Raw genomic sequence first — 21,499 nt, forward strand, 5'->3', positions numbered from 1 at the left:
CGGAAACGTCTATTTTTGACGAATCTTCAGCCCGAACCAGCGAGGGGGCCCTGTGCAGACTCGAGCGGCGATCCTGTGGGACAAGAACACCGAGTGGAGCGTCGAGGACATCGAACTCGACGACCCCAAGGCGGGTGAGGTCAAGGTCAAGCTCGCGGCGTCCGGCCTGTGCCACTCCGACGAGCACATGGTCACCGGGGACATGGTGATCGACAAGGAGATCGCCGACCTGATGGGCTGGAAGCAGTTCCCGGTGATCGGCGGGCACGAGGGCGCCGGCGAGATCGTCGAGGTCGGCCCCGGGGTCACCTCGGTGAAGGAGGGCGACCACGTCGTCCTGTCGTTCATCCCCGCGTGCGGCCGCTGTCCCTCCTGCGCGCAGGGCCGCCAGCACATCTGCGACCTCGGCGCCTTCCTGCTGTCGGGCCGGCAGATCAGCGACATGACCTCGCGGCACCACTCCAAGAACGGCGAGGACCTCGGCACGATGTGCTGCACCGGCACGTTCGAGCCGTACACGGTGGTGAACGAGTCGTCCGTCATCAAGATCGACGACTGGATCCCGCTGGACAAGGCCGCGCTGGTCGGCTGCGGCGTCACCACCGGCTGGGGCTCGGCGGTCAACGCCGCCGGCGTGCGCGCCGGCGACACCGTCGTGGTGATCGGGATCGGCGGCATCGGCATGAACGCGGTGCAGGGCGCGGCGATGGCCGGCGCCCGGCACGTCGTCGCGGTCGACCCGGTGGAGTGGAAGCGGGAGAAGGCGACCAGCGTCTTCGGCGCGACGCACAGCGCCGCCTCGATCGAGGAGGCGCAGGCGATGGTCGCCGAGATGACCTGGGGCGCCAACGCCGACAAGGTCATCCTGACGGTCGGGACCGCCACCGGCGACCTCATCGGCCCGATGATGGGCATGGTCACCAAGGGCGGCCGCGGCGTCGTCACGGCGGTCGCGCCGGTCATGCAGGAGGACGTCAAGCTCAACCTGTTCGACCTGGCGATGCAGCGCAAGGAGCTGGTCGGCTGCATCTTCGGCAACGCCAACCCGCGCCGCGACGTCACCCGCCTGCTCCGCCTCTACGAGGAGGGCAAGCTCAAGCTCGACGAGCTGATCACCAAGACCTACAGCCTGGACGAGGTCAACCAGGGCTACCAGGACATGCGGGACGGCAAGAACATCCGCGGCCTGATCAAGTACTGATCCGGCCGGCGCCGCCGCGCCTTACGACCCTGGAAAGGCCGCCTCGGGAACGCATCCCGGGGCGGCCTTTCCGATGCGCCGGGGCGTCCCGGCGGCGCCGCGCGGCTGAACCGATCAAGGCGCCGGGCCGTACAACCGGATGTGCCCGACCGCACCCGGTGTCGAAGCCGGACTCCGGCCGGGCACGGGCGGTCACGGGCCAGGCTGGGGAGAGCCGAGATGTCGGTGTTTCATGCGTTCCGTTCGGCGAGCGCGAACCGCGGGGACGGGGACGCGCGGGATGCGGGCGACCCGCCCGCGCGAGGCCGGCTGCGGCGCGCCGCGGGATGGGCGACGACCGCGCTGGCCGTCCTGTTCGTGCTGTTCGCCCTCGACGCGCCGGACCAGTTCGGCCGGCTGACGCCCGGGCAGTTCGTCCGGATCCCGGTCGAGGCGCTCCTCACCGTGGCGCTGGTCCTGGTGCTGCCCGAGCGGGCGCGGCGGTGGGTCGCGGCGCCGCTCGGCGCGCTCCTCGGGGTGCTGGTCGTCGTCAAGGTGCTGGACATCGGCTTCGACGCCGTCCTGGTCCGCCCGTTCAACCCGGTGTTCGACTGGAGCTTCCTGCGGCCCGGGTTCGAGTTCGTCGACACCTCCGCCGGACGGCCGGCCGCGATCGGCCTGACCGCGCTCATCGTGCTGCTGGTGCTCGCGGTGCCGGTGCTGGCGGCGCTGGCGGTGCTGCGGCTGACCCGGCTGGCGGCCCGGCATCGCACCGCGGCGGGCCGGACGGTCGCGGTGCTCGCCACGGCGTGGGTCGCGTGCGCCGCGCTGGGCGTGCGGCTCGTCCCCGGCGTCCCGCTGGCCTCGGGAAGCACCGCCGAACTCGCCTACGACCACGCGAGGCAGGTCCGGGTCAGCCTGAACGACCGCCAGGTGTTCGCCAAGCAGGCCGCCGTCGACGCCTTCCGGCAGACCCCGCCGACCCAACTGCTGACGGGCCTGCGCGGCAAGGACGTCGTGCTGGCGTTCGTGGAGAGCTACGGCCGTTCGGCGGTCGAGCACCCGGAGTACGCGCCGCAGGTGGACGCGACGCTGGACGCGGGCACGCAGCGTCTTAAGGCCGCCGGGTTCGGCGCCCGCAGCGGCTACCTCACCTCCTCGACGGCGGGCGGCGGGAGCTGGCTGGCGCACTCGACGCTGCTGTCCGGGCTGTGGATCGACAACCAGCAGCGGTACCGGACGCTGACGTCGAGCAGCCGGTTCACGCTCACCCGGGCGTTCGGCGAGGCGGGCTGGCGGACGCTCACCGTCCAGCCGGCGATCACCCGGTCGTGGCCGGAGGCGTCGTTCTACGGCTACGACAAGGTCTACGACGACCGGAACCTCGGCTACAAGGGCCCCCGGTTCAGCTACACGACCATGCCGGACCAGTACACGCTGAACACGCTGCAGCGCGACGAGCTGAGCGGCTCGAAGCGGGCGCCGGTGATGGCGGAGCTGGCGCTGGTGTCCAGCCACGCGCCGTGGGCGTCCATCCCGAGCCTGGTCGACTGGAGGACGGTGGGCGACGGGTCGGTGTTCGACGGGATGGGCAAGGGCGAGAACGCGCCCTGGCCGTCGTCCGGCCGGATCCGCGGGGAGTACCGCAAGTCCATCGAGTACACGCTGAACACCCTGGTCTCCTACATGCTGACCTACGGGACGAAGAACACCGTGCTGGTCTTCCTGGGCGACCACCAGCCCGCGCCGACGATCGCCGGGCAGCACGCGAGCCGGGACGTCCCGGTCACGATCGTGGCCCGCGACCCGGCCGTGCTGGACAAGATCTCCGGATGGGGCTGGCAGGACGGCCTGCGGCCCGCGCGCACCTCGCCGGTCTGGCCGATGAGCACGTTCCGCGATCGCTTCCTGGCCGCGTTCGGCTCCACGCCCTCCACGGGTTCGGCGCCCGCGGCGTCGCACAGGTGACCTCGGGCCCCGGGTGGTGGGACCGTGGGGCGATGAGGTCGCTGGCGGTGGTGCTCGCCGTGGTGGCGCTGCTCGCCGGGATGGCGGCGGCGATGGTCACGACGGCGGTGCGGCAGACGCCGACCATCGACGAGCCGGTGTACGCGGGCGCGTCCCTGCTGTACCTGCGCGAGCACGACCTGCGCGACAACCCCGAGCATCCGCCGCTCGGCAAGCTGGTCATCGGGATCGGGCCGGAGCTGGCGGGCGTCCGCCTGGACCGGTCCTACACCGGGCCGCAGGAGGCGGTCGGGCGGCACCTGCTGTACGAGTCGGGCAACGACCCCGGCCGGGTGATGCTCGCCGCCCGGCTGCCCATGATCGTGCTGACGCTGCTGTTCGGCCTGGTCGTCTTCGCCTTCGCGCGCGACCTGGCCGGTGCGGCGGGCGGGCTGCTGGCGCTGGGCCTGTACGCGTTCTCGCCGGACGTCATCGCGCACGGGTCGCTGGCCACGCTGGACGTGCCGGCGGCCGGGTTCGTCCTGACGTCGGTGTGGCTGCTGTGGCGGGCGCGGGACCGGCCATGGCCGTACCTGCCGCTCGCGGGGGCGGCGCTGGGCGCGGCGCTCGCGACCAAGATGAGCACGCTCGCGGCGGTCCCGGTTCTGCTGGCCCTCGCGGCCGTCCCGGCGTGGTCGGCGTATCGCCGGGACGGGGCCGGGACGGCCGGGAAGGCGATCCTTCGGGCGGCCGCAGCGGCGGCGGGGGTCGCGGTGATCGCGGTCGCGGTGGTGTGGGCGAGCTACCTGGCCGTCGATCCGCGGTTGCGGTGGACGACGCCACCTGAGGTCCCGGCGATCGGCGGGCTTCGCGGGCTCGCCACGGACGCGCTGCCGTTCCCGCGCCCCTACCGCGACGGCCTGCGCGTCCAGTTCGGATTCGAGGACGCGACGTGGACCGGGTTCCTGTTCGGCCGCCACTACCAGGGATCGCTCTGGTACTACCTGCCCGCGGCGCTCCTGGTGAAGACGCCGCTGGGGATGCTCGCGCTCTGGCTCGCGGGCGCGGCGGCGATGGTGTCGGTCCGGCGGCTGCGTCCGGCGGCACCGTACGTGCTCGCGCCTACGGCGGTGCTGCTGGGCGCCGCGATGGCCGGATCCCGCGACCTCGGCGTCCGGTACGCCATCTTCGTCCCGATCCTGCTGGCGGTCGCGGCAGGCTGCGCGGCCGCGGTCCGGTGGCGGTGGGCGCCCGTGGCGGCGGCCGGGCTGGTCCTGTTCGCCGCGGTCAGCTCGGTCCGGACCTTCCCCTACTACCTGCCCTACTCCAACGAGGCGTTCGGCGGGCCGTCCAAGACCCATCTGCGGCTGCACGACTCCAATGTGGACTGGGGCCAGGACCTCGGCCGCCTCGCCGGGCGCCTGCGTGACCGGTACGCCGGGGAGCCGGTCTGGCTCGCCTACAAAGGCAGCGGCGTGCCGTCCCACTACGGGATCACGGCCTCCGACCCGCTCGCCGTCCCGCCGGACCGGGTCCGCGGCGTCCTCGCGGTGTCCGACAGCTGGATCGCCAAGGCCGATCCCCGCATACTCGCCCTCGTCCGGACGAGCGAGCCGATCGGCGAGGTCGGCCACTCCATCACCCTCTACCGGCGTCCCGCGCCCGCGGCGCGGTGACCCGGGCGGTGCATGCGCCGTCCGCTGCGGGAGATGTAGACAGGACGACACGCTGAAGGAGAGGACGCCATGCTGGTCCGAGAGGCGATGACCTCACCGGTCGTGACGATCCCGCGGACGGCCACGGTCCGCCAGGCCGCCCGCGTCCTGCACGAGCACGACATCACCGCGCTGCCCGTCCTGGACGACAACGGGCGGCTCGCCGGGATCGTCAGCGAGATGGACCTGCTGCGCGGCGCGTTCGAGGCCGACCCGCGGGCGTTCTCCCGCCCCCTCGCCACCCCCGCCGGGCCGCCGCCGCGGTACGTGGAGGAGGTCATGACGCGGGAGGTGGAGACCGCCCGGCCGGGCACCGACGTCGCGGCGCTCGCCGAGACCATGATGCGGACGCGGCACAAGAGCGTCCCGGTGCTGGACGGCGCCGTGCTCGTCGGCATCGTCAGCCGCCGCGACCTGATCGCGCTGCTGGCCCGCGGGGACGCGCGGATCAGGGACGACGTGCTGGCCGCGATCACCGAGTACGGCCCCGGCGGGCACGCCTGGGAGGTCTCGGTGCGCGACGGGGCGGTGGTGCTGACCGGGCCGGCCGACGAGGCGGCGCAGCGCGTCGCCGACGTGCTGGCCCGCACCGTGCCCGGCGTCACCCGGGTGTCGGTGCGCACCCCGGAGCCCGGCGGGGCCCGCGGGGGGACGGGCTGAGATCATGGATCCCATCGGGAGGGGAGCCATGACCAGCGTTCGTCCGCGCCGCGTCCCGGCGGCCCTGCGGGGGCTGCGCCGCCGTTGCGGGTTCGACGGCAACCCGCTGCGCCGCGCCGTCGACCGGCGGCAGCGGGCCGTCGGGATCGGGGCCGCCGCCGCGTTCGCGATCGCGGCGCCGGCCGCCTGCGCGAGCGCCGCGTCGCTGGCCTACACGGCCGGGGTGCGCGCCGAGCGGGCGGAGTCGGCCGGGCACCACCGGATCATCGCGCGGGTCACCGGCATCGAGGAGCAGAACGACGGCGAGCAGCGCTACTCCTACGCCCGGCTCGGCTGGACCACCCCGGACGGCCGGGCGCACACGACCGTGATCCCCGCGGGGAGGTCGGCCCGACCCGGCACGACGCGGCGGATCTGGGTGGACGCCCGCGGCGAGCGGTCCCCGCGCCCGCAGAACCGCGCGGACACCGTCGCGGGCGCGGTCTTCGCCGGGGCGGGCGCCGCCGGCGCCGCCGCGCTGCCGCCGCTGGCGGTGTACCTGGCGGTCCGGCGGCGCTGCGACCGCGGGCGGGAGGAGATGTGGGACGCCGCGTGGGCCCGGCTGGACCGCCCGCACATCGGCTGACCCGCGCCGCCGGTTCCGGCCCGGCGATCATGGGGTATGCGCTGGTGGGGGACGCCGACCGGCCCGCCCCCGCAGTGCCGCCGGAGGATCGGGTGACGATGCCGCGATGACGGAACGCCGCGAGGGGCCGCCCGCCGGACCGCTGTCGGACCGGACGGCGTGGGCCCGCAACCTGCAGACGCCGCTGCGGGAGTTCATGCGCACCGAGACCGGCGGCGCGGTCGTCCTGCTGGCCGCGACGATCGCGGCGCTGGTGTGGGCGAACGCCTCCGGCTCGTCCTACGACGCGTTCTGGGGGACGGAGGCGTCGCTGCGCGCCGGGCGCCACGCCCTGTCGATGGACCTGCGGGAATGGATCAACAGCGGGCTGATGACGCTGTTCTTCTTCGTCGTCGGGCTGGAGGCGCGCCGCGAGTTCGACATGGGCGAGCTGCGCGAGCGCCGCCGGCTCGCGCTGCCGCTCGCCGCCGGGATCGGCGGCATGGTCGTCCCGGTGGCGATCTACCTGGCGGTGAACGCGGGCGGGCCGTCCCTGCACGGCTGGGGCACCGCGATGTCGACCGACACGGCGTTCGCGCTCGGCGTCCTCACCCTCGTCGGCAAGCGGTTCCCGGCCCGGCTGCACGCCTACCTGCTCACCGTCACCGTGGTCGACGACCTGGTCGCGCTGCTGGTGATCGCGACCGTGTACAGCGAGGACGTCAAGGCGGGGCCGCTGCTGGCGGCCGTCGGCGTGCTGGCCGTGACGCTGGCGGTCCGCGCGGCGGGCGTCGCCCGCCTCCCGGTCTACGCGGTCCTCGGCGTTGCCGCGTGGCTGGCGCTGGACGCCTCGGGCGTCGAACCGGTCGTCGTCGGGCTGGCGATGGGACTGCTGACGTACGCCTACCCGGCCGCGCGCACCGACCTGGAGCGCGCCAGCGAGGTGTTCCGGCTGTTCCGCGAGCAGCCGACCCCGGAGCTGGCCCGGTCGGCGCGGACCGGCGTCGCCGCCGCGATCTCCCCCAACGAGCGGCTCCAGCAGCTGTACCACCCGTGGACGAGCTACGTGATCGTCCCGATGTTCGCGCTCGCCAACGCGGGGATCCCGATCAGCGCCGGGTTCCTGCGGCACGCGTTCACCTCGCCGGTGACGCTCGGCATCGTGGCCGGCTACGTGCTCGGCAAGCCCATCGGCATCCTCGGGCTGTCGTGGCTGGTGTCGGCGGTGAGCCGGGGCCGGCTGAAGCCGCCGGTCGGCTGGGCGGCGGTCGGGGGCGGCGGCGCCATCGCCGGGATCGGCTTCACCGCCGCGCTGCTGATCGCGACGCTGGCGTTCACCGGCGACCGGCTCGCCGAGGCGAAGGTCGGCATCCTGTCGGCGGCGCTGCTGGCCTCGGCGCTGACCTGGCTGGTGGTCCGGGTGACGGCGCTGCTGCCGGCCCGGCCGCGGGTGGTCGCGCTGCTCGGCACCGCGGAGAGCGTGATCGACCTGGCCGCGCCGGTCGACCCGGCCCGCGACCACGTCCGCGGCCCGGACCGCGCGCCGGTCACCGTGGTGGAGTACGGCGACTTCGAGTGCCCGTACTGCGGGCAGGCCGAGCCGGTGATCCGCGAGCTGCTGGCCGGGCAGGGCGACGTCCGGTACGTGTGGCGGCACCTGCCGCTGAACGACGTCCACCCGCAGGCGCAGCTCGCGGCGCAGGCCGCCGAGGCCGCCGCCGCGCAGGGCGCGTTCTGGGAGATGCACGACCTGCTGTTCGCCCACCAGGACGCGCTGCAGCCCAAGGACCTCGTCCGGTACGCCGGCGACCTCGGGCTGGACGTGGCCCGGTTCCGCGACGACCTGCGCCGCGGCGCCGGCGCCGGCCGGGTCGCCGAGGACGTCGACTCCGCCGACCTCAGCGGCGTGTCCGGCACCCCGACGTTCTTCGTCAACGGGCGCCGCCACCAGGGCGCCTACGACCTGGAGAGCCTGCGGCACGCCGTCCACATCGCCCGCAAACGCGCCGCCATCGGCGCCCGCGCTTCGCGTTGAGTTGCGGCGAGTCGTCGTTATGGGAACGCTCCAGACGACGACTCGCCGCAAGTGAACGCGCGTTCGTCAGGGGTTGCGGACGAAGGCGATGTCGAGGGGGCTCGCGCCGAGGGTCTCGCTCCGCGCGCCGCCCCGGATCGTCGTTGTGACCCTGTCGGTGCCGGTGTCGATCACCGAGACGGTGCCGGTCATGTCGTTGCCCGCCCAGACCTCCGAGCCGTCCGGGACGGCCTCGACGGAGGCGGGCAGCCGGCCCACCGGCACGTCCGCGAGGTGCCTGCGGCCCGTGGCGTCGTAGACGCCGACCGAGTCGGAGTTCATGTCGGCGACGTAGACCTTCCGTCCGTCCGGGGTGGCGGCGACGGCCCACGGTTCGGCGCCCGCCTTCACCTTGCGTGTGACCTTGCGGTGCTCGGCGTCCACCACGTACAGCAGGTCCGCGTCCGGCTGCGTCGCGTACACGCGGGAGCCGTCCGGGCCGACGGCGACGCCCTGCGCGTCCGGGATGCCGGGGACCTTGCCGGTGACCGTGCCCTTCGCGGTGTCGATGACGACGAGGCCGCCCGCCGTCGCCGCGTAGGCGTGCTCGCCGTCGGGCGCGAAAGCCAGCCGGCGCGGCGCCGCGCCGACGTCGATGCGGCGGGTCACGGTGTCGGTGCGGGTGTCGATGACCGCGACCGTGCTGGACCCGCCCGCGCCGGTGTCGCCGCCGGTGACGGCCGCGTACGCCTGTGACCCGTCCGGTGAGACGGCGACGTCCTGCGGGAACGGGCCGACGACGATCGGGGTCGTCCGCAGCGTGGCCGTGTCCACCGCCGCCACCTGGAACTGGCCGGTGACCGCGACGTACAGCTTCCTGGCGTCCGGGGTGACGGCGACGCCCTCGGCGGTGTCGGCGCGGATGGCGGTCGAGGTGACGGTATGGGCGGCGACGTCCACCCGGGCGACCCTGCCGCTGCCGGCCAGCGCGACGTAGCCGGTGTAGCCGGCCTTCGCGGGCTGGCTGCGCCCCCACGGGGACGGCGCCGGCGGCACGTACGGGAGGGACGGGCGGGCGGGCACCGGCGGTGTGGGCACCGAAGTCCGCGGCGCCGGCGGGACGAACGGCGCCCAGGTCGGCGCGCCCGGTTGGACGCCCTGCTCGTCGGACGCGCCCGCTCCCGGGTCCGGGCCCGCGCCCGGATCCGGACCGGCCAGCGCGGACGCTGCCACCGGCAGCGCGACCAGCGCGGCCCCGGCGGCGGTCCCGGCGGCGGCCAGGCTCAGTCCTCGCAGTCCTCGCAGTCCTCGCAGTCCTCGCACCATCTCGGTCTCCTGTCGCTGTCGGTGCGGTTCAGCGCCGCGGGCGCGGCCGCGGCCCGTGCTCCTGGACGGGCGGGGTCTGCTCGGCGCCGGGCAGCGCGGGGGCGGGCAGGGAGGTGACGCCGGTGACCGCGTCGGCGAGCGGCCCCTTGGTGCCGGGCAGCTTCGGGAACGCGCCCTGCCCGGCGGACCGGCCGAAGTCGAACGCCGAGGTCAGGTCGCCGAACGTGGCGCGGCGCCAGTCGCTGAGGTTCGGGATCTCCACGCCGGTGACGCGTTCCAGGAACCGCAGCGGGGAGGTGTGGTCGAACGGCTCGCTGGCGATCCAGCCGCCCCGCGTCCACGGCGACACGATGACGCACGGCACCCGGAACCCGGCGCCGATCGGCACGCCGTCGACGAACTCGCCGTCGGTCCCGGCGGGCGGGACCGGCGGCGGGACGTGGTCGAACAGCCCGTCGTTCTCGTCGTAGTTCAGGATGAAGACGGTCTTGGCCCACACGTCGGGGTTCGAGGCGATCGCGTCGATCTTGCTGGCGATGTAGTCGGCGCCCGCGGCGGGCGTGTAGTCCGGATGCTCGGACTGGTAGCTGGTCGGGATGATCCACGACACCGTGGGCAGCCGGTCGTGCGCCGCGTCGTACTCGAACCGGCCCGCCGAGTACGTCCGCATGCCGTTCTGGTACAGCGGGGATCCGGTCGGGGCGTCCTGGTAGGCGGCGAACGGCTCCAGGATGTTGCAGCCGTAGTTGTCGGCCTCCTGGTACACCTTCCAGCTCACGCCGGCGTCGGTCAACGCCTCCGGGTAGGTGTCCCAGGTGTAGGGCTCGGGGTCGACGTTGCCGGTGATCGGGCCGCCGTCGTCGCCGTCCGGGTCGATGGTGGCGCTCATCAGGTACAGCCGGTTCGGCCACGTCGGGCCGAGCACGGAGCAGTGGTAGCGGTCGCAGACGGTGAACTGCTCGGCCAGGGCGAAATGGAACGGGATGTCCTCGCGCGTGTAGTACCCCATGACGTAGGGGGCGGCGTCCCCGTCGGCGGCGCGGTGCGCGGGCAGCCAGCCGTCCATCCTCCCGTTGTTCCAGGCCGCGTGCTGGACGCCCCACGCGTGGCTGGTGGACGGGATGGCCTGCGCGCTGCTCCTGGTGGTGTCGAGGTGGAAGGGCAGCACGTAGCCGGCCTCGTTGACGTCGTCGGGCTGGTAGAACACCGACCGGCCGGTGCTCAGCGTGATCGCGTTCGGGTCGGAGAACCCGGCGACGCCCGGCAGCGTCCCGAAGTAGTGGTCGAAGCTGCGGTTCTCCTGCATGAGGATCACCACGTGCTTGACGTCCTTCAGCCGCCCGGGGCCGCGCGCCGGCTCGGCGGCCAGCGCGCGGCGCACGTTCGGCGGCAGGAACTCGGCGGCGAACGCCGCGGCGGCCGCGGCGCCCGCCGCCGACAGCAGCCGGCGCCGCGTCAGCGGCACGCCCGGGCCGGCCGGGCGGCGCTCCCCGCGCCGCTCACCAGGCAAGATCACGTCGCGAGCGTAACCCGGCCGACCTGGGCGTCCGCGGAACCGCGCGGCGCTCGGCGAGCCGCCGGGCCGGCGCGTTCACCGCCCCGGCCCGGCGACCCTCGGGCTCAGCGGGCGTAGACGTCTAGGGTCCACTTCCCGGCCGGCTTCGCGCCCCTCATCAGCTTCGCCAGCGCGGCGTCGCCGGTGCCGTGCACCTCGCCCGCCTCCGCCGGCAGCACGACGATCTCCAGACCGTCCGCACCGTCCGCGAGCTGCGCGTCCCAGACGACGCCCTCGGACTCGGCGGCCTCGCAGGGCACCACCTTGGCGTGCCCGCCGATCCGGACCACCGCGGTCGCCGCGCCGTCCACGCACGTCACCCGCATTCGCAGCGCCTTCGTCTTGAGCGGCACCGTCCGGGTGCGGCCGTCGGCGGTTCCGGACGCCCGCGCCAGCCGCTTCAGCCCCGTGACCGGGAGCGGCGCCTGCTGCCGCGGCGGATGGGCCGCCATCCTGCAGTGCTCGGAGTCGCATTGACCGCTGTAGATCCGCAGGCTCCAGTCACCCGGAGCAGGCGTATGGCTCTTCAGGTAGCGGTCGAGGTCCGCCGTCGCGTCGAACGCGTCCGGCGCCCGATCGTAGGCCGCCGACGGGACGGCCACGACGTCGATGGTGATCGGGACGCCCGGCGTCACCTGGTAGAGCGAGGTGGAGTTGGCGTCGGGCGAGCCCGTTCCGCAGCCGCCGCCCGCGTTGGCGCCGCGCACCGTCATGAAGACCATGAAATCGCCCGAGCACTTCAGCCTGGTGCCCATGAACGGCCCGGTCGGCGTCACGGTGAGCCGCGCTCTGGCCAGGAGTTTCGAGAACCGCACCTCCTTCAGCGGCTGCATGCCCTCTTCCGGCGCGGACCTGGGAAAGGCCTCGTTGGTGACGCCGGTCATCGTCGGTGCCAGCGCCTGCCGCCCCCGATCGCTCCCGTCCTGCTGCCGGACGATCCCGAAGGCCGTCCCCGCCACCAGCACCACGCTCAGCGCCGCGGCTGCGGCGCGCAGGCGGTTGCCGCGCCGGACCCGGCGGCGGACGCCGTCCAGCAGGTCCGGCGAGGGCAGGCCGCGCGCGCTCTCGGCCTCCATGACCTCGGTCAGGTCCTTCAGTTGGTGGGCCATGGGTCACTCCCCTCCCTGCGGCGAGGCGGCCAGCACCCCGGGGTCGATCCGGAGCTTGGCGAGGGCCTTGCTGGTCTGGCTCTTCACGGTCCCGACCGAGCAGCCGAGGACCGCGGCGACCTGCGGCTCGGACAGGTCCTCGAAGAAGCGCAGCACCACCGTGGCGCGCTGGCGCCGCGGGAGCCGGCCGAGCGCCTCCCACAGCACCGCCTTGTCCTCGGCGGCGCCGATGCCGTCCGCCGGGTCGGGGCCCTCCAGCGTCCGGCCGGTCGGCCGCTCGCCGTGCCAGCGCCGCCTCGCCCACGACGCGTGCGTGTTGACGAGGATCCGGTAGACGTAGGGGTCCGGATCGTCCTCGATCCGGCGCCACGCCCGCCATGCCTTCACCAGCGCCGTCTGCAGCAGGTCCTCCGCCTGGCCCCAGTCGCGGCACAGCAGGTAGGCGGTTCTGAGCAGCCGCGGTGACCGTTCGGTCACGTACGCCGCGTAGTCCGGTCGATCCCGCATCCGACCTCCCAGTAGATCGTCCGCCGACATCTACCGGTCGACCGGCCGCAATGGTTGCCCGCGCGGCGCGGCTATTTCCCGCCCTTGGCCTTCGCCTTGGCCTTCCCGCCCTTCTTCTTCGGCGCGGGGTCCGCGGCGGCGGCCTTCTTGCCCTTCTTCGGCGCCTTCTCCGGCGCCTTCTTGGCCGCTGCCTTAGAGGCCGCTGCCTTCTTGCCCTTCTTGGGCTTCTTGGACGGGGCGGGGGCGTCCTCGGCCGCCGGCGCGGCCTCGACCGCCGCGGCCTCGACCGCCACGGCTTCGGCGGTCGACGCGGTCTCGGCGGGGCTCTGGGCGACGCGGTTGCGGAAGGTCTGGCCGAACCGGAACGTCGGGACGAGCGCGGCGGGCACCTCGACGGCCGCGCCGGTACGCGGGTTGCGGGCGCTGCGCGCCGGGCGGGCGGACCGGTCGAACGCGCCGAACCCGGTGACGACGACGCGCTCCCCGGCGGACACCGCGTCCATCACCGCCTCGAACACCGCGTCGACGTGCCGGCGCGCGACCGCCTCGTCGCCGCCCGCCCGTTCCGCCACGGCCTTGACCAACTCGCTGCGATTCATGCGCCCTGCCTCCATTGCGGCGTTTCGTTCGCTCAGGCTAGCCCAGCGTGACCGGCAGAATCCCTGGATACGGCCGGGTCTCCAGGTCGGCGGGGCGGCCGGACCCGGTGCGGGGTCACGGTTGGTAGCGGTAGCCCATGCCGGGTTCGGTGAGCAGGTGGCGGGGACGGGTCGGGTCCGGCTCCAGCTTGCGGCGCAGCTGCGCCATGTACTGCCGCAGATAGTGCGTCTCGCGGGTGTAGGACGGGCCCCACACCTCGGTGAGCAGCTGGCCCTGGCTGATGAGCTTGCCGGGGTTGCGCAGCAGGATCTCCAGCAGGTGCCATTCGGTCGGGGTGAGCCGGACGGGCGTGCCGTCCCGCGCGGTGATGGTCTTGGCGGCGAGGTCGACGGTGTGCGCGCCCACCGCGGCGGTCGGCGCCTCCTCGCCGGGCGCGGCGCGGCGGCCGACGGCGCGGATCCGGGCGATCAGCTCCTCGATCGTGAACGGCTTGGTGACGTAGTCGTCGGCGCCCGCCTCCAGCGCCTCCACCTTGTCGCGGCTGCCCGCGCGGCCGGACAGCACGATGATCGGGGTGCGGGTCCAGCCGCGCAGCCCGTGGATGACGTCCAGGCCCTCGATGTCGGGGAGCCCGAGGTCCAGCACGACCAGGTCGGGATGCCAGTCGCCGGCGCGGCGCAGCGCGGTGGTGCCGTCCGCGGCGGTCTCCACCTCGTAGTGGCGGGCCCGCAGGTTGATGCGCAGGGCCCGCAGGATCTGCGGCTCGTCGTCGACCACCAGCACGCGCGTCATGACGCTCCATTCTCCCCGGCCGGCAGCACGACGATCATCGTCAGGCCGCCGCCGGGGGTGTCCTCGGGGATCAGCTCCCCGCCCATCGCCTCGGTGAGGCCGCGCGCCAGGGCGAGGCCGAGCCCGACGCCGGTGTGGTTGTCGCGGTCGTCAAGGCGCTGGAACGGCTGGAAGACGCGGTCGCGGTCGGCGGCCGGGATGCCGGGGCCGCGGTCGGCGATCCGCAGCTCGACCCGGTCGCGCAGCGCCCCCGCGGTGATCAGGACGGGCGGGCCGGGCGGGTTGTAGCGCAGCGCGTTGGAGATCAGGTTGACCAGCACCCGCTCCAGCAGCGCCGGGTCCGCCTCGATCTCGGGCAGGTCGCCGGGGATCGCGACGCCGACGTGCCGGGCGGCGGCGCCGATCTCGTCCAGGGCGCGCGGGACGACCTCGTCGAGCGCGAGCGGGCGGGCGGCCATGCCGAGCACGCCCGCCTGGAGCCGGCTCATGTCGAGCAGGTTCGCCACGAGCCGGTCGAGCCGGTCGAGGGACTCCCCGGCGGTGTCGGCGAGCTCGGCGCGCTCCTCGGCCGTCCAGTCGATCTCGGTGTTGCGCAGGCTCTCGACGGCGGCCTTCGCCGACGACAGCGGGGTGCGCAGGTCGTGGCTGACGGCGCTGAGCAGCGCGGTGCGCATCCGGTCGACGGCCTCCAGCGGGCGGGCCCGCTCGGCCTCGGCCTCCAGCCGGCGGCGCCGCAGCGCGGCGGCGGCCTGCGCGGCGAACGCCTCCAGGACGCGCCGGTCCCCGGCCGGCAGCGGGCGTCCCCGCAGCGCGAGGGCGAGGTCGTCGCCGACGGGGATCTCGGTGTCGCCCTCCTCGGGGACGGTGCAGGGCCGTCCCCCGGCGGTGGTGACGACCTGCCAGCGCGGCGGGTCGCCGTCGTCGCCGGCGCGGCGCTCCAGCAGGGTCACCGAGTCGAGCCCGAACGTCTCGCGGAGCCGGCCGAGCAGCGCGTCGAGTTCCCGCTCGCCGCGCAGCACGTTCCCGGCCAGGGTGGACAGCACCTCGGCGTCCGCGCCGAACCGGGCGGCCTCCCGCGAGCGCCGCGCGGCGAGGTCCACCACCCCGCTGACCCCGGCCGCGACCAGCAGGAACACCGCGAGCGCGATCAGGTTCTCGTGCTGGGCGATGGTGAGGGTGTGCAGCGGCGGCGCGAAGAAGAAGTTGAGCAGCAGCGAGCCCGCGACGGCGGCCAGCAGCGCCGGCCACAGCCCGCCCGCGAGCGCGACCGCGACCACCGCCGCCAGGAAGAACATGATCTGGGTGGGCAGCGAGAACGACCCGCGCAGCGCGGTCAGCGCGAGGGTGAGCAGCGGCAGGCCGACGACGGCGAGCGCGTACCCGGCGAGGCGGCGCCGCAGCGGCAGGTTCGGGCCGCCGTCCTGGGGCCGGCGCAGGCTCCGGTGCGCGTGCTCGTGGGTGACCATGTGCACGTCGATCGGCCCGGACAGCGCGGTCGTGGTGACTCCGACACCGGGCAGCAGCGCCCGCGACAGGCGGCTGCGCCGCGACACCCCCATGACCAGCTGCGTGGCGTTCACCGCGCGGGCGAACTCCAGCAGGGCGCGGGGCACGTCGTCGCCGACGACCTGGTGGTAGGTGCCGCCGAGGCCCTCGACGAGGTTGCGCTGGTGGGCGAGCGGCGCCGGTCCCGCGCCGGCCAGCCCGTCGCCGCGGGTGACGTGGACGGCCAGCAGGTCGGCGCCCTTGGTGCGGTCGGCGATGCGGGCGGCGCGGCGGATGAGGGTGTCGCCCTCGGGGCCGCCGGTGAGGGCGACGACGACGCGCTCGCGGGCCTCCCAGGTGCGGGCGATGCCGTGGTCGGCGCGGTACCGGTCGAGCTGCTCGTCGACCTTGCCGGCCAGCCACAGCAGCGCCAGCTCGCGCAGCGCGGTGAGGTTGCCGACGCGGAAGTAGTTCGACAGGGCCGCGTCGACCTTCTCCGGCGCGTAGACGTTGCCGTGCGCCATCCGGCGGCGCAGCGCCTCCGGCGCCATGTCGACCAGCTCCACCTGGTCGGCGCGGCGGACCACCTCGTCCGGCAGCGTCTCGCGCTGCGCGACCCCGGTGATCTCCTCCACGACGTCGTTGACCGACTCCAGGTGCTGGACGTTGACCGTGGAGATCACGTCGATGCCGGCGTCGAGGATCCGCTCGACGTCCTGCCAGCGCTTGTCGTGGCGGCTGCCCGGGACGTTGGTGTGCGCCAGCTCGTCGATGAGCGCGACCGCCGGGGCCCGGTCGATCACGGCCTGCGCGTCCAGTTCGGTGAAGGTCGCGCCGCGGTGGACCAGGGTGCGGCGCGGGACGATCTCCAGGCCGTCCAGCAGCGCGGCGGTGCGGGGGCGGCCGTGCGTCTCGACGTAGCCGACGACGACGTCGGTGCCGCGTTCCAGCCGCCGCCGCCCCTCGCAGAGCATGGCGTAGGTCTTGCCCACGCCGGGGGCGGCCCCGAGGTAGACGCGGAGCTGCCCCCTGGCCATGGCGTCGTCTCCCTTCACCGGCCCCGGAACGGGGCCGCCCTGTCGAGTGCGATGTTGAGCTCGAGCACGTTCACCGCTGGGTCGCCCATGAACCCGGCGGCGCGCCCGGTGGTGTTCGCGTCGATCATCCGGACGACCTCGGCCGTGGCCAGCCCGCGCGCGCGGGCGACCCGCGGGGCCTGCAGCCGCGCGTAGGCGGTCGAGACGTCCGGGTCCAGGCCGCTGCCACTGGCGGTGACGGCGTCGGACGGGACGGCCGGCCGCGCCGGGGCGTCCCCCCGCACGGGCACGATCGCGGCCGTGCGGTCGTCCTGCCTGGCGGCGGCGCACTCGACCCTGACTCCACGGTATTCGGCCTGGAACGGCGTCGCCGGGCAGGGCTCGTTGACGCTGATCACACGGGTCGGGCGGGCGACGGTCCCGGTGGCGTCGCGGGGGCCGAACACCGCCAGCACGGCGCCCGCCCCGCCCGGCGTGCAGTAGGGGCGGCGGCCGTCCACGCCCTCCAGCTCGCCGACGGCCTTGCTGCGCGCGCACACCTGGGACAGCAGGCTCGGGCCGTCCTTGGTGTCGACGATGTTCTCGGGGCCGAGGTTGCTCGCGCCGGACGAGGCCGGGTCGTAGCCGTCGCCCGCGGCCGACGGGCGGCTCTGGAAGTACTGCTTCAGCGGCCGTCCCTGCGCGTCGGTGAACGACTGGCCGATCAGGGCGCTGCCGACGCGGCGGCCGTCCGCGCCGACGTAGGAGCCGTCGGCCTTGGCCTTCAACCCGGGCAGCTGCGCGACCGCGGTGACGGCCAGCGGGTACAGGACGCCGCAGACGGTGGTGAGGACGAGGAGGGCCCGCAGCGCGGCGGTGTGCCGGCGCAGCAGGTTCTGGAACATGCCCATCAGGAGATCCCCGGAACGAGTTGGACGAGCAGGTCGACGGCCTTGATCCCGGCGAACGGGGCCACGACGCCGCCGAGCCCGTAGACGAGCAGGTTGCGGTTGAGGAGCTTGGACGCCGACCCGGGCCGGTAGCGGACGCCGCGCAGCGCCAGCGGGATCAGCGCGACGATCACCAGCGCGTTGAACACGACGGCGGACAGGATCGCCGACTGCGGGCTGTGCAGCCGCATGACGTTGAGGGCGTCCAGGCCCGGGTAGAGGCCGGCGAACAGCGCCGGGATGATCGCGAAGTACTTGGCGATGTCGTTGGAGATCGAGAAGGTCGTCAGCGCGCCGCGGGTGATGAGCAGCTGCTTGCCGATCTCCACGATCTCGATGAGCTTGGTGGGGTCGGAGTCGAGGTCGACCATGTTCCCGGCCTCCTTGGCGGCCGAGGTGCCGGTGTTCATCGCCACGCCGACGTCGGCCTGGGCGAGCGCGGGCGCGTCGTTGGTGCCGTCGCCGGTCATCGCGACCATCCGGCCGCCGGCCTGCTCGCTTTTGATCAGGGCCATCTTGTCCTCCGGCTTGGCCTCGGCGAGGAAGTCGTCCACGCCCGCCTCGTCGGCGATGGCCTTGGCGGTCAGCGGGTTGTCGCCGGTGACCATGACCGTCCGGATGCCCATGGCGCGCATGCGCGCGAACCGCTCCCGCATGCCCTGCTTGACGACGTCCTTGAGGTGGACGACGCCGAGCACCCGCGCCTTGCCGCCGTCCTCGGCCTCGCCGACGACGAGCGGGGTGCCGCCCGCCGCGGAGATGCCGTCCACCACTCCCCCGAGCTCGGGCGGGACGGTGCCGCCCTGCTCGCGGATCCACGCCGACACCGCGCTCGCGGCGCCCTTGCGGAGCCGCCGCCCGTCGACGTCCACGCCGGACATCCGGGTCTGCGCGGCGAACGGGATCCAGCCGGCGTGCGCCAGCTCGCCCGGGTGGCGCTCGCGCAGCCCGTAGGCGGTCTTGGCGTGCACGACGACCGAGCGGCCCTCCGGCGTCTCGTCCGCCAGGCTCGACAGCTGCGCCGCGTCGGCCAGCTCGGCGGCGGTCACGCCGCCGACCGGGATGAACTCCGACGCCTGCCGGTCGCCGAGGGTGATCGTGCCGGTCTTGTCCAGCAGCAGCGTGTTGACGTCGCCGGCCGCCTCGACGGCGCGTCCGGACATGGCGAGGACGTTGCGCCGCACCAGCCGGTCCATGCCCGCGATGCCGATCGCCGACAGCAGCGCGCCGATCGTGGTGGGGATCAGGCAGACCAGCAGCGACACCAGCACGATCCCGGTGACGCCGTGCGGGCCGAGCGCGGCCCCGGCGGACGCGCCGGGGTGCTGCGCCCACGCGAAGATCGCGAACGGCTGGAGGGTGGCGGTGGCGATGAGGAACGCGATCGTGAGGGCGGCGAGCAGGATGTTCAGCGCGATCTCGTTCGGCGTCTTGCGCCGCGCCGCGCCCTCGACCAGCGCGATCATCCGGTCCACGAACGACTCGCCGGGCCGCTGGGTGATCTTCACGACGATCCGGTCGGACAGCACCCGGGTGCCGCCGGTGACCGCGCTGCGGTCGCCGCCGGACTCGCGGATCACCGGCGCGGACTCGCCGGTGATCGCCGACTCGTCCACGCTGGCGATGCCCTCGACGACGTCGCCGTCGCCGGGGACGGTCTGCCCGGCCTCGACCACGACGATGTCGCCCTGCCGCAGCTCGGTGGCCGGCACCTCCTCCTCGGCGCCCTCGGCGGTGCCGGGTCTCCAGCCGGTGAGGCGGTGGGCGGTGGTGTCGCGGCGGGTACGGCGCAGCGAGTCGGCCTGCGCCTTGCCGCGGCCCTCGGCGACCGCCTCGGCCATGTTCGCGAACAGCACGGTCAGCCACAGCCACACCGCGGTCGCGACCGCGAACACCGACGGGTCGCGGACGGCGAGGACCGTCGTCCAGACCGCGCCGATCTCCACGATCAGCATCACGGGGTTGCGCCACATCGCCCGCGGGTCGAGCTTGCGGAACGCGTCCGGCAGCGCGGCCCGGACGGCGGGCGGGACCCTGCCGGAACGTACGGAGGCGGACATCAGCGGATCCCTTCTGCCAGCGGGCCGAGGGCCAGCGCCGGGAAGAACGTGAGCGCGACGAGGACGAGCGTCACGCCGGCGACCATGCCGACGAACTGGGGGCGGTGCGTCGGCAGCGTCCCGGCGGAGACCGGGACGGGCGTCTGCCGGGCCAGCGACCCGGCGAGCGCCAGCACCAGGACGATCGGCAGGAAGCGGCCGAGCAGCATCGCCAGGCCGAGCGCGACGTCGTAGAACGGGGTGTTCACGGTGAGGCCCGCGAACGCCGAGCCGTTGTTGTTGGAGGCGGAGGTGAAGGCGTACAGCACCTCGGAGAAGCCGTGCGGGCCGCCGTTCAGCATGGACGAGCGCGGCCCGGGGAACGCCATCGCGACCGCCGTCCCGACCAGCACGAGGGCGGGGGTGACCAGGAAGTACAGCGACGCCAGCTTCATCTCCCGGGCGCCGATCTTCTTGCCGAGGTACTCCGGCGTCCGGCCGACCATCAGCCCCGCGACGAACACCGTGATGATCGCCAGGATCAGCATCCCGTACAGACCGGAGCCGACCCCGCCGGGCGCGACCTCGCCGAGCATCATGTTCAGCATGGCCATGCCGCCGCCGAGGCTGGTGTAGGAGTCGTGGAAGGAGTCGACGGCCCCGGTCGAGGTGAGCGTGGTGGCGGTCGCGAACATCGCCGAGTCGACGATCCCGAACCGCGTCTCGGTGCCCTCCGACGCCGCCCCCACCGCCTGCGGGACGGTGCCGTGGTGGGAGACCTGCGCGGCCGTGGTGGCGCAGATGCTCAGCACCGCCAGCACGCCCATCACCGCCGCGATCGCGTAGCCCTGCCGCTTCTGCCCGACCATCCGGCCGAACGTGCGGGGCAGCGCGGAGGCGATCACCACCAGCAGGAAGATCTCGATCCAGTTCGTCCAGGCGGTGGGGTTCTCGAAGGGGTGCGCGGAGTTGGCGTTGTAGAAGCCGCCACCGTTGGTGCCGAGCTCCTTGATCGCCTCCTGGGACGCGACAGGCCCGCCGGTGATGGTCTGGGGATGCCCGGCGAGGGTGCCGACCGTGTGCGGATCGGCGAAGTTCTGCACGGCTCCGCCCGCGACCAGCACCACGGCGGCGACGACGGCGATCGGCAGCAGGATCCGCAGGACGCCGCGGGTCAGGTCGACCCAGAAGTTGCCGAGGTTCCCGGTGCGGCGCCGTGCGAGGCCGCGGACGAACGCCATCGCGACGGCCATGCCGACGGCCGCCGACACGAAGTTCTGCACGGCCAGGCCCGCCATCTGCACGAGGTGGCCCATCGTGGACTCGCCCGAGTACGACTGCCAGTTCGTGTTGGTCACGAAGCTGACGGCCGTGTTCCAGGCGACGTGGTCCGGGACGTTCTTCATGCCGAGGCTCAGCAGCAGGTGGCTCTGCAGCCGCTCCAGCCCGTACAGCACCAGCACCGAGACCAGCGAGAAGGCCAGCACGCTGCGCGCGTAGGCGCCCCACGCCTGCTCGGCGTCGGGGTCCACGCCCATCGTCCGGTAGAGGGCGCGTTCCGCCCGCCAGTGCTTCGCGGACGAGTAGACGCGGTACATGTGGTCGCCCAGCGGCACGTGGACGGCGGCCAGCGCGAGCAGCAGGGAGCCGATGAAGACGACCCCCGCGGTCGTGGCGCCCATCAGAACCGCTCCGGGAACAGCAGGGCCGCGATCAGGAAGACCACCAGGAGCACGGCCAGCACCAGGCCGACGGCGTTGTCGACGGTCACAGCCGCCCCACCGCCTTCGCGGCCAGGCCGAGCAGCGCGAAGACCGCGACGGTCAGCGCCACGAGCAGCAGATCAGTCATGACCCTCAGAAAACACCTGCAACCAGGGCAAATAAGGCTTCTTGACGCGTTCCCTACGCGGCCGCGCCCGATCTTCACGCGTTCGCTACGCCGCGGGGGTAGGCTCGCGTCACCGAGCCGGTGACGAAGCGTGAGGAAATCGTCCATTG

The 21,499-nt window shown here is 74.0% G+C and carries 18 protein-coding genes; 6 read left to right on the forward strand and 12 right to left on the reverse strand.

Going from position 1 to position 21,499, the window contains the following annotated elements:
* Positions 1 to 52: 52 nt before the first annotated feature.
* The 6 genes from QP089_RS25140 (at position 53) to nhaA (ending at position 8,141) form a co-directional block, all read left to right on the forward strand.
* The gene (locus QP089_RS25140) at positions 53 to 1,201 is read left to right on the forward strand and encodes an NDMA-dependent alcohol dehydrogenase (protein WP_285914459.1); all 1,149 of its coding nucleotides are present in this window, start codon (positions 53 to 55) and stop codon (positions 1,199 to 1,201) included.
* 219 nt (positions 1,202 to 1,420) lie between these two features.
* On the forward strand, positions 1,421 to 3,148 hold the full coding sequence (locus QP089_RS25145; RefSeq protein ID WP_285914460.1) for an alkaline phosphatase family protein: 1,728 nt from the start codon (positions 1,421 to 1,423) through the stop codon (positions 3,146 to 3,148).
* A 32-nt stretch (positions 3,149 to 3,180) separates the two neighbouring features.
* Entirely contained in the window at positions 3,181 to 4,803 is a 1,623-nt protein-coding gene (locus tag QP089_RS25150; protein WP_285914462.1) for a phospholipid carrier-dependent glycosyltransferase, read from the forward strand.
* Between the two features lie 69 nt (positions 4,804 to 4,872).
* Entirely contained in the window at positions 4,873 to 5,502 is a 630-nt protein-coding gene (locus QP089_RS25155; RefSeq protein WP_285914463.1) for a CBS domain-containing protein, read from the forward strand.
* 28 nt (positions 5,503 to 5,530) lie between these two features.
* Positions 5,531 to 6,127: an Rv1733c family protein gene (locus QP089_RS25160; protein WP_285914465.1), complete on the forward strand. Its 597-nt coding sequence runs from the start codon at positions 5,531 to 5,533 to the stop codon at positions 6,125 to 6,127.
* 106 nt (positions 6,128 to 6,233) lie between these two features.
* Positions 6,234 to 8,141 (forward strand): Na+/H+ antiporter NhaA, encoded by a 1,908-nt coding sequence (nhaA, locus tag QP089_RS25165; protein WP_285914467.1) that lies wholly within the window; start codon positions 6,234 to 6,236, stop codon positions 8,139 to 8,141.
* 66 nt (positions 8,142 to 8,207) lie between these two features.
* Here nhaA and QP089_RS25170 read toward each other — a convergent pair whose 3' ends face one another.
* The 12 genes from QP089_RS25170 to QP089_RS25225 all read right to left on the reverse strand — a co-directional run bounded on the left by QP089_RS25170 (position 8,208) and on the right by QP089_RS25225 (position 21,497).
* The gene (locus tag QP089_RS25170; RefSeq protein WP_285914469.1) at positions 8,208 to 9,446 is read right to left on the reverse strand and encodes a YncE family protein; all 1,239 of its coding nucleotides are present in this window, start codon (positions 9,444 to 9,446) and stop codon (positions 8,208 to 8,210) included.
* Between the two features lie 28 nt (positions 9,447 to 9,474).
* Positions 9,475 to 10,962 (reverse strand): alkaline phosphatase family protein, encoded by a 1,488-nt coding sequence (locus QP089_RS25175; protein WP_285914471.1) that lies wholly within the window; start codon positions 10,960 to 10,962, stop codon positions 9,475 to 9,477.
* Positions 10,963 to 11,066: 104 nt separating this feature from the next.
* Positions 11,067 to 12,110: a hypothetical protein gene (locus QP089_RS25180; RefSeq protein ID WP_285914473.1), complete on the reverse strand. Its 1,044-nt coding sequence runs from the start codon at positions 12,108 to 12,110 to the stop codon at positions 11,067 to 11,069.
* A gap of 3 nt (positions 12,111 to 12,113) precedes the next feature.
* Positions 12,114 to 12,617 (reverse strand): SigE family RNA polymerase sigma factor, encoded by a 504-nt coding sequence (locus tag QP089_RS25185; RefSeq protein WP_285914475.1) that lies wholly within the window; start codon positions 12,615 to 12,617, stop codon positions 12,114 to 12,116.
* 71 nt (positions 12,618 to 12,688) lie between these two features.
* On the reverse strand, positions 12,689 to 13,216 hold the full coding sequence (locus QP089_RS25190; RefSeq protein WP_285914477.1) for an HU family DNA-binding protein: 528 nt from the start codon (positions 13,214 to 13,216) through the stop codon (positions 12,689 to 12,691).
* 115 nt (positions 13,217 to 13,331) lie between these two features.
* Positions 13,332 to 14,009, reverse strand: a complete 678-nt coding sequence (locus QP089_RS25195) for a response regulator (protein ID WP_285914478.1) — start codon at positions 14,007 to 14,009, stop codon at positions 13,332 to 13,334.
* On the reverse strand, positions 14,006 to 16,531 hold the full coding sequence (locus QP089_RS25200; RefSeq protein ID WP_285914479.1) for a DUF4118 domain-containing protein: 2,526 nt from the start codon (positions 16,529 to 16,531) through the stop codon (positions 14,006 to 14,008). Before QP089_RS25200 ends, QP089_RS25195 begins: the two co-directional genes overlap by 4 nt.
* Before the next feature lie 14 nt (positions 16,532 to 16,545).
* Positions 16,546 to 17,421, reverse strand: coding sequence for a potassium-transporting ATPase subunit C (locus QP089_RS25205; protein WP_285914480.1), 876 nt, complete (start codon positions 17,419 to 17,421; stop codon positions 16,546 to 16,548).
* Positions 17,421 to 19,520, reverse strand: coding sequence for a potassium-transporting ATPase subunit KdpB (gene kdpB, locus QP089_RS25210; RefSeq protein WP_285914481.1), 2,100 nt, complete (start codon positions 19,518 to 19,520; stop codon positions 17,421 to 17,423). The genes QP089_RS25205 and kdpB overlap by 1 nt, the downstream gene beginning before the upstream one ends.
* Positions 19,520 to 21,181, reverse strand: coding sequence for a potassium-transporting ATPase subunit KdpA (gene kdpA, locus QP089_RS25215; protein WP_285914483.1), 1,662 nt, complete (start codon positions 21,179 to 21,181; stop codon positions 19,520 to 19,522). Before kdpA ends, kdpB begins: the two co-directional genes overlap by 1 nt.
* Positions 21,181 to 21,270, reverse strand: a complete 90-nt coding sequence (gene kdpF / locus QP089_RS25220; protein WP_285914484.1) for a K(+)-transporting ATPase subunit F — start codon at positions 21,268 to 21,270, stop codon at positions 21,181 to 21,183. The genes kdpA and kdpF overlap by 1 nt, the downstream gene beginning before the upstream one ends.
* Entirely contained in the window at positions 21,267 to 21,497 is a 231-nt protein-coding gene (locus QP089_RS25225; protein WP_285914485.1) for a hypothetical protein, read from the reverse strand. The genes kdpF and QP089_RS25225 overlap by 4 nt, the downstream gene beginning before the upstream one ends.
* Positions 21,498 to 21,499 lie beyond the last annotated feature (2 nt).

Source organism: Actinomadura opuntiae (genome assembly GCF_030283205.1).
Taxonomy (GTDB): Bacteria; Actinomycetota; Actinomycetes; order Streptosporangiales; family Streptosporangiaceae; genus Spirillospora.

Bases quoted from the DNA above. Each gene is read 5' to 3' on its own strand.
- QP089_RS25145 (WP_285914460.1), top strand. From the start codon at position 1,421: ATGTCGGTGTTTCATGCGTTCCGTTCGGCGAGCGCGAACCGCGGGGAC.
- QP089_RS25150 (WP_285914462.1), top strand. From the start codon at position 3,181: ATGAGGTCGCTGGCGGTGGTGCTCGCCGTGGTGGCGCTGCTCGCCGGG.
- QP089_RS25155 (WP_285914463.1), top strand. From the start codon at position 4,873: ATGCTGGTCCGAGAGGCGATGACCTCACCGGTCGTGACGATCCCGCGG.
- QP089_RS25160 (WP_285914465.1), top strand. From the start codon at position 5,531: ATGACCAGCGTTCGTCCGCGCCGCGTCCCGGCGGCCCTGCGGGGGCTG.
- nhaA (WP_285914467.1), top strand. From the start codon at position 6,234: ATGACGGAACGCCGCGAGGGGCCGCCCGCCGGACCGCTGTCGGACCGG.
- QP089_RS25170 (WP_285914469.1), bottom strand. From the start codon at position 9,446: ATGGTGCGAGGACTGCGAGGACTGCGAGGACTGCGAGGACTGAGCCTG.
- QP089_RS25180 (WP_285914473.1), bottom strand. From the start codon at position 12,110: ATGGCCCACCAACTGAAGGACCTGACCGAGGTCATGGAGGCCGAGAGC.
- QP089_RS25185 (WP_285914475.1), bottom strand. From the start codon at position 12,617: ATGCGGGATCGACCGGACTACGCGGCGTACGTGACCGAACGGTCACCG.
- QP089_RS25190 (WP_285914477.1), bottom strand. From the start codon at position 13,216: ATGAATCGCAGCGAGTTGGTCAAGGCCGTGGCGGAACGGGCGGGCGGC.
- QP089_RS25195 (WP_285914478.1), bottom strand. From the start codon at position 14,009: ATGACGCGCGTGCTGGTGGTCGACGACGAGCCGCAGATCCTGCGGGCC.
- QP089_RS25200 (WP_285914479.1), bottom strand. From the start codon at position 16,531: ATGGCCAGGGGGCAGCTCCGCGTCTACCTCGGGGCCGCCCCCGGCGTG.
- QP089_RS25205 (WP_285914480.1), bottom strand. From the start codon at position 17,421: ATGGGCATGTTCCAGAACCTGCTGCGCCGGCACACCGCCGCGCTGCGG.
- kdpB (WP_285914481.1), bottom strand. From the start codon at position 19,520: ATGTCCGCCTCCGTACGTTCCGGCAGGGTCCCGCCCGCCGTCCGGGCC.
- kdpA (WP_285914483.1), bottom strand. From the start codon at position 21,181: ATGGGCGCCACGACCGCGGGGGTCGTCTTCATCGGCTCCCTGCTGCTC.
- QP089_RS25225 (WP_285914485.1), bottom strand. From the start codon at position 21,497: ATGGACGATTTCCTCACGCTTCGTCACCGGCTCGGTGACGCGAGCCTA.